Origin of the sequence: Nocardia sp. NPDC052316 (assembly GCF_044547795.1) — a bacterium.
Lineage (GTDB): Bacteria > Actinomycetota > Actinomycetes > Mycobacteriales > Mycobacteriaceae > Nocardia.
Map to the genome: position 1 here is coordinate 404,102 of NZ_JBIUBB010000003.1, position 12,340 is coordinate 416,441.

Below are 12,340 nucleotides of genomic sequence, written 5' to 3' on the forward strand. Positions count from 1 at the left end.
ACCAGAAGAGGAACTACTACAGAGCATCGTCTACCGTTGGACCGTGAGCATTCTCGAGACAGTGCTGATCTTCCTCGGCATCCCGTTGGTGATCTACGGCGCGATTGCCGGATTGTCGTATCTCGGTAAGCCACTCCCCGGCGAGAAGCCGTCCCACTACGACCTCGGTCAGCAGTGGACGGCGGCGCCGGTGCTGTGGAGTGCGACCGACGAGGTGACGAACGCATTCCACCACGAAAGGGCCGAGGAATCACACGGCCACCACGCGGAGTCGGCGCATGGCCATCATGCGGCGCTCGACGCCCCCAAGGCGGAGCTGATCGGAGGCCGGGCAAGTGGCAAGTTCTAAGTGGCCCGCGGTGGTCGAGTCCGACCTGCCGCACGGGTATGTGGTCACCACCAGCGGACGCGTCTCCGGCGTGCACGAGGCGGGTGACGTGTTCAAGGAGGCCCCGTTCAGCGACGAAGAGCGGCTGGCCATGGACAACGTGCTCACCGAGGCGACCCGCGCGACGAAGGTGCGCTTCAACGTCTACATCGGCGATCTCGGTGCCGATCCGGCCGCGGGCGCGGACGCGATCTTCCCCTCGACCCCCGAGGCGAGCCGTTCGGTGCTCATCGCCGTCTCGCCCAACGACAAGGCGATCGAGGTCCGCTCCGGCCGCGACGTCGCCGACCGTGCGAACGATCGGGTCTGCCAGCTCGGCGTCACCGCAGCGTCCAGCTCGTTCCGGCAGGGCCAGCTGATCGACGGCCTGGTCTCCGCGGTTCGCGTGATGGCCGCCGCGATCGGCCGCTGAACCATCCCGCCCTTGCGGCGGAGTCACGAGTGATGCTTCCGGCGCGCTCACCCAGTGGGTGAGCGCGCCGGTGGCGTTTGCGGGCACCACACCCCAGGGCCAGACGCGGAAATTTTTCTGTCCGCAAGCACCACAATTCGGGGTTGCCGCTCGGTGCGCCCGCCGCGCAGGGTGGTGAGATGAAAATTCTTGTGACAGGAGCTACCGGAAATATCGGACGGATGGTGGTCGACCACCTGCTCGCGGCGGGGGCACAGGACGTACGGGCGCTGTCGAATCATCCGGAGCGGGCGAACTTCCCGGCCGGGGTGGAGGTCGTCAAGGGTTATCTGAAGCGGGTGTCGTCGTTGCCCGCCGCTTTCGAGGGGGTGGACCGCGTGTATCTCGCCCCGGTCCTGGAAACCATCGACGAGGTCGTCGAGGCGGCGAAGGCCGCGGGCATCCGGCACATCGTCGATCTGTCCGGCAACGAGTACACCGACTGGCAGCCGATCGCGCGGGCGGTGGAGAACTCCGGGCTCGACTGGACGCACCTCTACGCAGGCGAGTTCACCGAGAACGCCACCATCTGGGCCGACCAGATCCGGGCCGGTGACGTGCTGCCGGACGCCTACCCGGAGGCCGCCAACGCACCGCTGGTGATGGACGACATCGCCCGCGTCGCCGCGACCGTGCTGCTGTCCGACGGGCACGCAGGCAAAGCCTACGAACTCACCGGGCCGGAGACACTGACCAGAGCCGAGAAGATCAACCAGCTCGGCACGGCACTGGGCCGCCCGCTGAGGATGGTGAAAGTGTCACGCGAGGAGGCGATTCAACACCTGACGCCGGTCATGGGCGAATACGCCGAATGGTACGTCGACGGCCTCGCCACCATGGTCGAGCACCCGCAGCAGGCGAACACCCTCATCGCCGATCTCACCGGCGCCCCCGCCACCACCTTCGCCCAGTGGGCCGCCGCCAATACGGCTCTCTTTCAGTGACATTCATGGTCAACGGGGCACGCAGGCATACGTCGCGCCGCATGCCCCGTCGATCATGGTCCGCTACCGGTTGTCGAATACCCGTGCGCGCAGGGCGCGTTCGACGCCGGCCTTGCCCTCGATCACCAGTCGGCGCAGCGCGGGCGGGTGCTCACCGGCCAGGAACTTGTCGGCGGCGGCGACCGCGTCGTCGCTGATCGCCCAGCTCGGGTAGAGGTTGACCACCACGGTCTGGGCGACCTCGCTGGAGCGCCGCTCCCACACGCCCGGGATCGCCGCGAAGTACCGATCCACGTAGGGCGCGAGCAACTCGGACTGACCGGCCGGCGCGAAGCCCGCGGCGATCGCGCGGGCGGTGATGTTGGAGATGGTGTCGTCCTCCACCACCGTGGTCCAGGCCTGCTCCTTCACCGCCGCGATCGGTCGCGCGGTCGCCGCGGTGGCGGCATGGCGCTTGCCCGCCGCGGTCGGATCCTTGGCCAGCACCTGGTCGATGAACGGGGTGTCGAGGCCGTCGGCGTCGATCTCGCCCGCCGCCGCCAGCGCGATCACCAGACGCCAGCGCAGGTCGGTGTCGATCACCAGCCCACCAAGACCGACCTTCGCGGGGTCGCCGTCGAGCAGTTCCCGCAACACCTCGGTGTGCCAGGCGGACAGCTTGGCCGAAGCGAGCGCGTTGACGAAGGCCAGCTGATGATCCGAGCCGCCCTCGGCCTCGCGCGCGAGCTCGAGCAGCCGATCGGCGTACACGGTCCAGCCGGTGCTCGCCGACCACTCCGGGTCGGCATAGCTGCGCAGCGCCAGATTCGCCTGCATCAGAAGCCGTTGCACCACACCGATTTCCGACTCCGCGCCGACGCCGCGCTGGACCAGCGCGAGGAAGTCACGCGCCCGGAACTCGGCCTGCCGGGTCATCTCCCAGGCCGCCGACCAGGCGAGGGTGCGCGGCAGCGGCTCGGCGATATCGGCGATCCGGTTGACGAGCACGTCCAGCGATCCGGCGTCCAGACGCACCGAGCAGTAGGTCAGATCGTCGTCGTTGATCAGCACGAACTGCCCGCTCGCCACGCCGACCAGCTCGGGCACCTCGGTGCGCTCGGCCGCCTGGACATCGAGCTCGACGCGCTTGGTGCGCACCAGCTTTCCGTCCTGGTCGTCGTAGACGCCGATGGCGAGCCGGTGCACGCGCCGCTCACCGGCGCCCGGCTCCGCGCCGCCCTGAAGGACGGCGAACGAGGTGAAGTTGCCGTCGCCGTCGACCGTGAAGTCGGGGCGCAGGGTGTTCAGGCCGGTGGTCTTGAGCCACTGCGCGCCCCAGTCGGAAAGGTCACGGCCGGAAGACTTTTCCAGCGCCGCGAGCAGATCGTCGAAGGTGGCGTTGCCGTAGGCGTGCTCGGCGAAGTAGGCCCGCAGACCCGCCAGGAACGGCTCCAGCCCCACATAGGCGACCAGCTGCTTCAGCACGCTCGCGCCCTTGGCGTAGGTGATGCCGTCGAAGTTCACCTCGACGGCGGCCAGGTCCGGGATGTCCGCCGCGATCGGGTGGGTGGAGGGCAGCTGGTCCTGCTGGTAGGCCCAGGACTTCTCCACATTCGCGAAAGTCGTCCAGGCGCTGGTGTATTCGGTCGCCTCGGCCTGGCACAGCACCGACGCGAAGGTGGCGAACGACTCGTTCAGCCACAGGTCGTCCCACCACTTCATGGTGACCAGGTCGCCGAACCACATGTGCGCCATCTCGTGCAGCACGGTCTCGGCGCGCCGCTCGTAGGACGCGCGGGTCACCTTGGAGCGGAAGACGTAGTCTTCCAGGAAGGTCACCGCGCCCGCGTTCTCCATCGCGCCCGCGTTGAACTCGGGCACGAACAGCTGGTCGTACTTGCCGAACGCGTAGGGAACGCCGAAGTTGCTGTGGTAGAAGCCGAATCCCTGCTTGGTCTCGGTGAACAGCCGCTGTTCGTCCATGAACTCGGCGAGCGAAGCGCGGCAATAGATCCCGAGCGGGATGCTGCCGTGCTCGTCGGTGTAGACGTCTGTCCACTGCGCGTACGGGCCCGCGATGAGCGCCACCAGGTAGGTGCTCATCTTCGGCGTGGTACGGAAGACGTGCTTACCGGGTTCGGCCGCAAGGGTTTCCACGACCGCGCCGTTGGAGATGACCTTCCACTCCGGCGCCGCCGTCACACTGATGTCGAACGTGGCCTTCAGATCCGGCTGGTCGAAGCAGGCGAACATCCGCTTGGCGTCGGCGGTTTCGAACTGCGAGTACAGGTAGACCGAGTCGTCGGTCGGGTCGACGAAGCGGTGCAGACCCTCGCCGGTGTTCGAGTACTCGCAGTCGGCCTCCACCACCAGCTCGTTGCGCTCGGCCAGATCGGGCAGCGTGATCCCGGTGGACTCGTCGTAGCCGGAGACGTCGAGCGTGGTGCCGTTGAGCACCGCCGACCGCACGCCGCGGGCCACCAGGTCGATGAAGGTGCTCGCGCCCGGCGTCGCGGTGAAGGTGACCGTGGTCCGGGAGAAGAACGTCTGCTCGCCCGGTTTGCCCGCACCGTCGGTCAGGTCCAGGTCGATGCGGTAGTTATCGACCTGCACTGTCGACGCGCGTTCGATCGCCTGGTCGCGAGTCAGGTTCGGTGCGGACATAGGGCTCCTTCGGGTTCGAAGAACTAGCTCGGGCGTTCCCCACGATGCCACCTGGGTAAGGTTGCCCGCGCGGGACTTTTTACTGAACCCTATCCAGGATCGGAGCTGCGGAGTGAAGCATGTGCACGCAGGCAAGGTGCGCGACCTCTACGAGGACGGCGACACCCTGCTGCTCGTCGCGTCCGATCGGGTCTCGGTCTACGACGTGGTGCTGCCGACGCCGATTCCGGACAAGGGTGCGCTGCTGACCCAGCTGTCCAACTGGTGGTTCGACTACTTCACCGACGTGCCCAACCACGTGGTCTCGGCCACCGACGTGCCCGCCGAGCTCGCCGGCCGCGCGATCCGGGTCAAGCCGCTGAAGATGGTGCAGGTCGAGTGCATCGCCCGCGGTTACCTGGTCGGCTCGGGGTTGAAGGAGTACCAGCGGGAAGGCTCGGTGTCCGGTGTCGCGTTGCCGCCCGGCCTGCGCGAGGGCGACAAGCTGCCCGAGCCGATCTTCACGCCGACCACCAAGGCGTCCGAGGGGCACGACGAGTCCATCACCTTCGCGGACGTGGTGCACCAGGAGGGCCGCGAGGTCGCCGAGAAACTGCGCGATCTGACCCTGCACATCTACTCCCGCGGTGCGGCGCACGCCGCAGAGCGCGGCGTCATCGTCGCCGACACGAAGGTCGAATTCGGCTGGGACGGTGAAACTCTCACCCTCGGCGACGAAGTCTTGACCTCCGACTCGTCGCGCTTCTGGCCGGCCGCCGAATGGGAGCCGGGCCGCGCGCAGCGCTCCTTCGACAAGCAGTTCGTCCGCGACTGGGCGACCTCCACCGGCTGGGACAAGGAGCCTCCCGGCCCGGAGATCCCCGCCGACATCGTCGAGGTCACCCGCCAGAAGTACCGGGAGGCTTACGAACTCGTCACCGGTCGCCCCTGGACGGGTGTGTCGCAGTAGGGCGAACTCAGGCCTGGCTGAGGTAGTCCTTCAGCCGGTCGAGGAACGGCCGCTGGCCGGTGCCGAGCTTGTCGTGCGCGGTGGTCAGGTCGAACCAGCCGGCGCGGTCGATCTCCGGGAAGCTCGCCATCCGACCGGACCGCGGCGGCCACTCCATCTCGAAGGTTCCCGGCACCACGTCGGCCGGGTCCAGGTCGCCCTCGACCGCCCAGACGGTCACCGTCTTCTTTCCCTTGCCGCTGCCGTACCGCACGTCGCCGAGCGGAATCCAGTCGCCGGGCGGCACGAACAGGCCGAGCTCCTCGTGGAACTCGCGGCTGGCCGCCGCCCGCGCGTCCTCCAGCTCCGGCTCGTACTCGCCCTTCGGAATGGACCACGCGCCGCTGTCCTTGCGCGCGAAGAACGGCCCACCCATATGCCCGATCAGCACCTCGACGTCCGCGCCGTCGCGCCGCCGGAACACCAAAACGCCCGCACTGGTCTTATCCGTCACCCCATGCAGTCTGCCGTACGAGTCGCCGTGGCCGCGGCAACCGTCGAGCGAGCCGCTCAGCGATGACGGAGCTGGGCGGCGCGAAGGGTGAGGTAGTGGTTCTCCGGTGCGCTGGGGGTGCGGCCGGCCGCGGTGGTGTAGCAGGCGATGGCGGCGTCGGAATTGCCCGCCATTTCGTGGAGGTGACCGCGGACAGCGTCGAGCCGGTGGTTGCCTGCCAGCCGATCGTCCAGCGTCGCGGCGAGGTCGAGCCCGGCCTCGGGCCCGTGCACCATGGCGATCGCGACGGCGCGGTTGAGCGTCACCATCGGGTTGTCCGAAAGCTTTTCGAGCAGGTCGTACAGCGCGAGGATCTTGGTCCAGTCGGTCTCCTCGGCGCTGCCTGCCTGCGCGTGCAGCACGGCGATGGCCGCTTGGATCTGATACGGCCCGGAAAGTCCTTGCGGGAGTGTGCTCGTCACCAACGTGACACCCTCGGTGATCTGCGCGCGATCCCACAGCGCGCGGTTCTGCTCGGCGAGCGGAATCAGCTCGCCCTTGGCCCCGGTGCGGGCCGCGCGCCGGGCATCGGTGAGCAGCATGAGCGCGAGCAGGCCGGTGACCTCGGTGTCGTCGGGCAGCATTCGGTGCACCGCGCGGGTGAGCCGGATCGCCTCGGCGGACAGGTCCGCGCGCTGCAAGTCCGGGCCGGACGTGCTGGTATTGCCTTCGTTGAAGATCAGATACAGCACGTGCAGGACCGTGCCGAGCCGAGCATGCCATTCGGAGCCGCCCGGCCGAGCGAACGGCCGCTCCAACGTCGCCAGCTTCTTCTTCGCCCGCGTGATCCGTTGCGCCATGGTCGCTTCCGGCAACAGGAACGCATGCGCGATCTCCGCCGTGCCGAGCCCGCCCACCGCACGTAGCGTGAGCGCGATGGCGCTGGCCGAGGACAGCGCGGGGTGGCAGCACAGGAAGAACATCGCGAGCGTGTCGTCGTGGTCGACCGGCATCGCGTCGGGCACGTCGCGGTCGAAGGCCGTTGTCTCCCTGCGCCGCCGGGCCACCTCGGCGCGCACCGCGTCGGCCATCCGGCGCTGCGCCACCTGGATCAGCCAGCCGCGCGGGTTGTCCGGGAGCCCGTCCACCGGCCACTGGGTCGCGGCCGCGAGCATGGCCTCCTGCAGTGCGTCCTCCGCGGTGTCGAAATCGCCGAATCGACGGACCAACGCACCGAGGACCTGCGGCGCCAACTCGCGCAACAGGTCCTCGGCCCTCGCCGGGAGCGGTGTGTCGTCGGGCACCACTCGCCGGTTGGTCACAGGTCGCTGGCCGGGACGCTCAATACCGGCCGCACCTCGATGTATTCGCCGATCGGTTTGCCACCCGGCCCCGGTGCCGCCGAGGCTTTCGCGGCGATCTCGTAGGCCCGTTCCGGGCTTTCCACGTCGACGATCCAGTACCCGGCCAGAAATTCCTTCGTTTCCGGGAACGGTCCGTCGGTCACCACCGGCGCCGAGCGGCCGTCGGAGCTGACGATGCGGGCCTCGGTCGGGCCGGCGAGCCCTTGCGCGTCTACCAGCTCACCCGACTTGGCCAACTGCTCGCCGAGGGCGCGCTGAAAGTCTATGTGCGCCTGGATTTCTTCGGGGGACCATTCGTTGATCGGTGTGTCGCAGAACGCGGGGGCGGTGTAGGTCTTCAGCAGCATGTACTTCATCGGGTCCTCTTTCCGGCTACCGAGCGGTGCGCCCGTGCGGCGCGCTCGTGGTGTAGTCGGCGCCCGGCCCGTCGATTCGACGCATCTCGTCGACGCGGTGAAGTGACCTGCATCACAACGGCTTCGAGGTGTCGGCCAGTGCGTCCGGATCGACCGGTTCGCCCGCGAGGATCAACTCCTTGATCCGGTCGGTGACATCCCAGACGTTCACGTTCATGCCGGCGCGGACCCGGTTGTCCGAGTCGAGCCAGAACGCGACGAACTCGCGTTTGCCGACATCGCCGCGCGTCACCACCCGGTCGTAGTCGCCAGGGGCGGCGTAGCCAATGTACTCCATGCCCAAGTCGTACTGGTCGGTGAAGAAGTAGGGCAGCCGGTCGTAAGCGGCCGTCTTGCCGAGCATGGTCGCGGCGGCCACGGCGGGCTGGTTGAGCGCGTTTGCCCAGTGCTCCACCCGGATTCGGCGGTCGAGTACCGGATGCTGTTGTTCGGCGATGTCGCCGACGGCGACGATGTCCGGGTCGCTGGTGGCCAGGTGTTCGTCGACGAGCACGCCGCCGTCGACGTCGAGCCCCGCCTCGGCGGCCAGGTCGATACTCGGCTCGGCACCGACCGCGATCAGCACGGCCTCGGCGTCGATGACGGTGTCGTCGGCGAGTTTCACCCCGCTCGCCAGCCTGGTCCCGATCCCTTCCTTGGTGGTGATCTCACTGACCTGAACCCCGAGGCGCAGGTCGACCCCGTGCGACCGATGCAGATCGGCGAAGACCTCGCCCATCTCCGGCCCCAGCGCGCCGAGCAGTGGCTGTTCCGCGCTCTCCAGGACGGTGACCTCGAGGTCGGCGGCGCGGGCCGCCGCGGCGACCTCCAGGCCGATCCAGCCTGCCCCGATGATCACGAGGCGCTGTGCGGCACTCGCGAAGAGCTCGATCAGGGTGTCGGAGTCCTCGATGGTGCGCAGCGTGTACACGTTGGGCGCGTCGGCCCCCGGGATGGACAGGGTGCGCGGACGCGAGCCGGTGGCCAGCGCCAGCTTGTCGTAGGACACCGTCGAACCGTCCGGCAGCGAGACCGTCTTCGCGGCGCGATCGATGCCCTCGACGGTCGTGCCGACCCGGACCTCGACGCGATGGTCGCGATACCACTGACGCGGTTGGCAGGTGAATTCGGCGAGCTGCTTCTTGCCCGCCATATGCTCCTTGGACAGCGGTGGTCGCTCGTAGGGCAGCCATTCCTCCGCGCCGATGAGCGTCACGGATCCGGGAAAGTCATTGGCGCGCAGCGCTTCTGCGAGCTTGGCCGCAGCCAGTCCGCCGCCGACGATGACGAAATGCTCATCCGAGGTCATTCGGACTCCTTGTCGAGAGGGAACCGGACTCCTGCGAATAGACCCTACTGGGGTGGGCGGCGGCATCTCTGGAAAACGCCGCACCGCCTTGGGAACGAATCGGGCGCCGCTGTGGTTGGTTCGAGGTAGCGGCGGGGCACCAGCGCGCGCAGCGAGCGACATCATCGGACACCGCCACCGCCGTCGAATATCCGATTCGAGAGGACCTGCCGTGAGTGATCAAGGCTCCGCGAAAGACGTCGCCGATTTCTGGTTCGACCCGTTGTGCCCCTGGTGTTGGATCACCTCGCGCTGGATCCTCGAGGTCGAGCAGGTGCGCGACATCGAGGTCCGCTTCCACGTGATGAGCCTGGCCGTACTGAACGAGAACCGCGAGGGCCTGCCCGAGCAGTACAAGGAACTGCTGGCCTCCGGCTGGGGTCCGGTCCGCGTCGCCATCGCCGCCGCCCAGCAGCACGGCGACAAGGTGCTGTCGCCGCTCTACACCGCCATGGGCACCCGCATCCACAATCGTCGAGACGAGTACAAGCAGGAATCGCGCAAGGACTCCCTCGCCGCGGTGATCGCCGATTCGCTGGCCGAGGTGGGCCTGCCCGCCGAACTGGCGAAGGCCGCCGACAGCACAAACTACGACGAGGCGCTGCGCAAGAGCCACCACGAGGGCATGGACAAGGTCGGCCCGGACGTGGGCACGCCGACGATCCACATCAACGGCACCGCGTTCTTCGGTCCGGTGCTGTCCCGCATCCCGCGCGGCGAGCAGGCAGGCAAGCTGTGGGACGCCGCGGTGACGCTGGCGGACTACCCGCACTTCTTCGAGCTCAAGCGCACCCGCACCGAAGACCCCGAGTTCGACTGAGCGCTCGTGCGAGTGCCGCGTCAATGCGGCACTCGCACCCGCTCGCTACGGAACGGGCTTCGGCGGCAGCGCCGGAGCCTGGCCGTAGGAATTCGGATAGGCCGGGGGCGCGGCGCCCGCGGGCGGGGTGGGCCGCAACCACAGCTTGCCGTGGCGGCTCCGGTCGCGCAGCGCCCACATGCGCCAGGTCAGCACCGGGTGCGAGGACATGGCGTTGACCATCCAGACGAAGAAACCCTTCTCCAGCGCCGCCCGATCGGCCATCTCGTCGAAGCCGACCAGCTTGTTCAGGTACTTGCCCGCGGCCAGCGTGCTCATCGCCCCCGGCGCACCGACGTGCCGATTGCAGTAGCCGTGATTGTCGGCGGTGAACTCCTGCGCGCGGATCAGCGAGTTGCCGATGATCGGCAGGAACGGCACCAGGAACATACCGAGCTGGCGCCAGTAGGAGACGTGGCCCGCCGCGATATGGCCGACCTCGTGGCCGATGATGAACGCCATTGCATCGGGTTCCCGTGCGGCTCCGCCGATCTCGAACAGGTCGCTGTACACCACCACGAAGCGGCGGAACCCGTGCCCGCTGGCGAACGCGTTGATCTGGCCGTTGCCGAGCACCACGTAGGCGTCCGGCGCCTTGGCCATGCCGAATCGCGCGGCCGCCTCCAGCACCATCCGGTGTCCTTCGGGGAACTGGGTCGGCGACATCTTGACGCCGTTGACGCGCTGGGTCGCATAGAGAACGCCGCGGCCGAACCAGATGAGCAGCGGCGCGAACACCAGCACCAGCACGTACTGATCGACGCTGCCGGTCACCAGCAACAGCACCGCGATCGCGTAAGCCACGACGGTCAGCGTGACCACCACGATGAGCATCGGGATCTCCCAGCTGTGCCGGGCAGGCATCCCGAACGGCGACAGCCCACGCGGTTGCTGCTGTGGCGGCATGCTCGGCGGGACGGGCACACCGGGGTAGGGGCCGTAGGTCGGCGGAACAGGGTAGGGCGGCGGCGCGCCGTAAGGCGCGTCCTGCGCCTGCGCCCACCCGGCCGGGGCATACGGGTCGGCGTGCGGGCCCGTCTGAGGGGGCTGGGGTTCGTGCGGCTGCATGGAATGAACTCTATTCAGTTGCTGCGAGCCGGAGCGGCACCTCGTGGTGTTCGCGAGACCGCGGTGGTCCGGACGTAACTCGATTCGCGCTTGCGGTCCCCGGCGTTGATCGGGCCGTGTGCCCCTTCGCAACGAGCCGAGGGTGGGCCTGACAGAATGCCTGCCATGCGCGTATACCTCGGTGCCGACCATGCCGGTTTCGAACTCAAGAACCACGTCAAGGATCATCTGGAAAAGGCGGGCCACGAGGTGGTCGACTGCGGCGCCCTCGAATACGACGCGCTCGACGACTACCCGGCCTTCTGCATCGAGGCGGCCCGCCGCACCGTCGCCGACCCGGGCAGCCTCGGGCTGGTCTTCGGCGGCAGCGGCAACGGCGAGCAGATCGCCGCGAACAAGGTGCCCGGCGCCCGCTGCGCGCTGACCTGGAGCGTGGAGACCGCGCAACTGGCCCGTCAGCACAACAACGCCCAGCTGGCAGGCATCGGCGGCCGCATGCACTCCACCGAGGAGGCGCTGGCCATCGTCGACGCGTTCATCACCACCCCGTGGTCGGGCGAGGCTCGCCACCAGCGGCGCATCGACATCCTGGCCGAGTACGAGAAGTCCGGCGAGGCGCCCGCGGTTCCCGCGTACTGACCACGCTGTGCCGGAAGGTCATACGCTGCACCGGCTCGCGAGGCTGCATCAGCGACGCCTCGCGGGCGGTGTGGTGCGCGTGTCGAGCCCGCAGGGCAAGTTCGCGGCGGGTGCCGCCCGGGTCGACGGTCAGCTGCTGACGCGGGCCGAGGCGTGGGGCAAACATCTACTGCACCACTACGACTCGGGCTTGGTCGTGCACGTGCACCTCGGCTTGTACGGGAAGTTCACCGAGTCCGAACTGCCGATGGGGGAGCCGGTCGGGCAGGTGCGGATGCGCATGCTCGGCGCGCCGGACGGACAGCCGGGCTTCGGCACCGATCTGCGCGGGCCGACCGCGTGCGAAGTTCTGCTCGCCCCGGAGGTTTCCGCGCTGACCGATCGGCTCGGCCCCGACCCGCTGCGCCGCGGCGCCGACCCCGCTCGCGCCTGGCAGCGAATCCACCGCTCGCGCAGGCCGATCGGCGCGTTGCTGATGGATCAGCAGGTGGTGGCCGGTGTCGGCAACGTCTACCGGGCCGAACTGCTGTTCCGGCACCACGTTTCGCCGTTCCGGCCGGGCACCGCGTTGTCCGCCGACGAGTGGGACGCGATGTGGGTCGATCTGGTCGCGTTGATGAAGGTGGGCGTGCGGGTCGGCAAGATGGTCGTGGTCCGGCCCGAGGACGACCACGGTGCGCCGTCCTACGCCGCGGACCGGCCGCGTACCTACGTCTATCGCCGCCAGGGCGAGCCGTGCCGCGTCTGCGGCACGCCGGTCGCGCACGCGGTCATGGCGGCCCGGAATCTCTTCTGGTGCCCCGCCTGTCAGGTGGATTAG

13 protein-coding genes are annotated in these 12,340 nt (G+C 68.5%); 7 read left to right on the plus strand and 6 right to left on the minus strand.

Annotated elements, in window-relative coordinates:
* Nucleotides 1-43: 43 nt before the first annotated feature.
* The 3 genes from ACIHA7_RS14535 to ACIHA7_RS14545 all read left to right on the plus strand — a co-directional run bounded on the left by ACIHA7_RS14535 (nucleotide 44) and on the right by ACIHA7_RS14545 (nucleotide 1,783).
* Complete coding sequence (locus tag ACIHA7_RS14535; RefSeq protein WP_397289428.1) at nucleotides 44-349, plus strand: hypothetical protein; 306 nt, start codon at nucleotides 44-46, stop codon at nucleotides 347-349.
* Entirely contained in the window at nucleotides 336-800 is a 465-nt protein-coding gene (locus ACIHA7_RS14540; RefSeq protein WP_397289430.1) for a DUF5130 domain-containing protein, read from the plus strand. Before ACIHA7_RS14535 ends, ACIHA7_RS14540 begins: the two co-directional genes overlap by 14 nt.
* A 179-nt stretch (nucleotides 801-979) precedes the next feature.
* Nucleotides 980-1,783 (plus strand): NAD(P)H-binding protein, encoded by an 804-nt coding sequence (locus ACIHA7_RS14545; protein ID WP_397289432.1) that lies wholly within the window; start codon nucleotides 980-982, stop codon nucleotides 1,781-1,783.
* A gap of 63 nt (nucleotides 1,784-1,846) precedes the next feature.
* On the opposite strand, the gene pepN is transcribed toward ACIHA7_RS14545, so the two are convergent.
* Nucleotides 1,847-4,426, minus strand: coding sequence for an aminopeptidase N (gene pepN, locus ACIHA7_RS14550; RefSeq protein WP_397289434.1), 2,580 nt, complete (start codon nucleotides 4,424-4,426; stop codon nucleotides 1,847-1,849).
* A gap of 112 nt (nucleotides 4,427-4,538) precedes the next feature.
* Between pepN and ACIHA7_RS14555 the strand changes: the two genes are divergently transcribed.
* A complete protein-coding gene (locus ACIHA7_RS14555; protein WP_397289437.1) occupies nucleotides 4,539-5,375 on the plus strand; it encodes a phosphoribosylaminoimidazolesuccinocarboxamide synthase in 837 nt (278 codons plus the stop codon).
* Nucleotides 5,376-5,382: 7 nt separating this feature from the next.
* On the opposite strand, the gene ACIHA7_RS14560 is transcribed toward ACIHA7_RS14555, so the two are convergent.
* The 4 genes from ACIHA7_RS14560 to ACIHA7_RS14575 all read right to left on the minus strand — a co-directional run bounded on the left by ACIHA7_RS14560 (nucleotide 5,383) and on the right by ACIHA7_RS14575 (nucleotide 8,915).
* Nucleotides 5,383-5,868 carry an NUDIX domain-containing protein gene (locus ACIHA7_RS14560; RefSeq protein WP_397289439.1) on the minus strand — a complete coding sequence of 162 codons (486 nt, stop codon included), beginning with the start codon at nucleotides 5,866-5,868 and terminating at the stop codon, nucleotides 5,383-5,385.
* A 56-nt stretch (nucleotides 5,869-5,924) separates the two neighbouring features.
* Nucleotides 5,925-7,169: an RNA polymerase sigma factor gene (locus ACIHA7_RS14565; RefSeq protein ID WP_397289442.1), complete on the minus strand. Its 1,245-nt coding sequence runs from the start codon at nucleotides 7,167-7,169 to the stop codon at nucleotides 5,925-5,927.
* Nucleotides 7,166-7,567: a YciI family protein gene (locus ACIHA7_RS14570; RefSeq protein WP_135235435.1), complete on the minus strand. Its 402-nt coding sequence runs from the start codon at nucleotides 7,565-7,567 to the stop codon at nucleotides 7,166-7,168. The genes ACIHA7_RS14565 and ACIHA7_RS14570 overlap by 4 nt, the downstream gene beginning before the upstream one ends.
* Before the next feature lie 112 nt (nucleotides 7,568-7,679).
* The gene (locus tag ACIHA7_RS14575) at nucleotides 7,680-8,915 is read right to left on the minus strand and encodes an NAD(P)/FAD-dependent oxidoreductase (RefSeq protein WP_397289445.1); all 1,236 of its coding nucleotides are present in this window, start codon (nucleotides 8,913-8,915) and stop codon (nucleotides 7,680-7,682) included.
* Between the two features lie 211 nt (nucleotides 8,916-9,126).
* Here ACIHA7_RS14575 and ACIHA7_RS14580 point away from each other — a divergent pair, with 211 nt between their 5' ends.
* Entirely contained in the window at nucleotides 9,127-9,774 is a 648-nt protein-coding gene (locus tag ACIHA7_RS14580) for a DsbA family protein (RefSeq protein WP_397289449.1), read from the plus strand.
* Between the two features lie 45 nt (nucleotides 9,775-9,819).
* Here the strand turns inward: ACIHA7_RS14580 and ACIHA7_RS14585 are convergent, their stop codons facing one another.
* Nucleotides 9,820-10,881: a M48 family metallopeptidase gene (locus ACIHA7_RS14585; protein WP_397289452.1), complete on the minus strand. Its 1,062-nt coding sequence runs from the start codon at nucleotides 10,879-10,881 to the stop codon at nucleotides 9,820-9,822.
* A gap of 165 nt (nucleotides 10,882-11,046) precedes the next feature.
* Here ACIHA7_RS14585 and ACIHA7_RS14590 point away from each other — a divergent pair, with 165 nt between their 5' ends.
* Together ACIHA7_RS14590 and ACIHA7_RS14595 are read left to right on the plus strand one after the other, a co-directional pair.
* The gene (locus tag ACIHA7_RS14590) at nucleotides 11,047-11,520 is read left to right on the plus strand and encodes a ribose-5-phosphate isomerase (protein WP_397289454.1); all 474 of its coding nucleotides are present in this window, start codon (nucleotides 11,047-11,049) and stop codon (nucleotides 11,518-11,520) included.
* 7 nt (nucleotides 11,521-11,527) lie between these two features.
* Entirely contained in the window at nucleotides 11,528-12,340 is an 813-nt protein-coding gene (locus ACIHA7_RS14595; protein WP_397289456.1) for an Fpg/Nei family DNA glycosylase, read from the plus strand.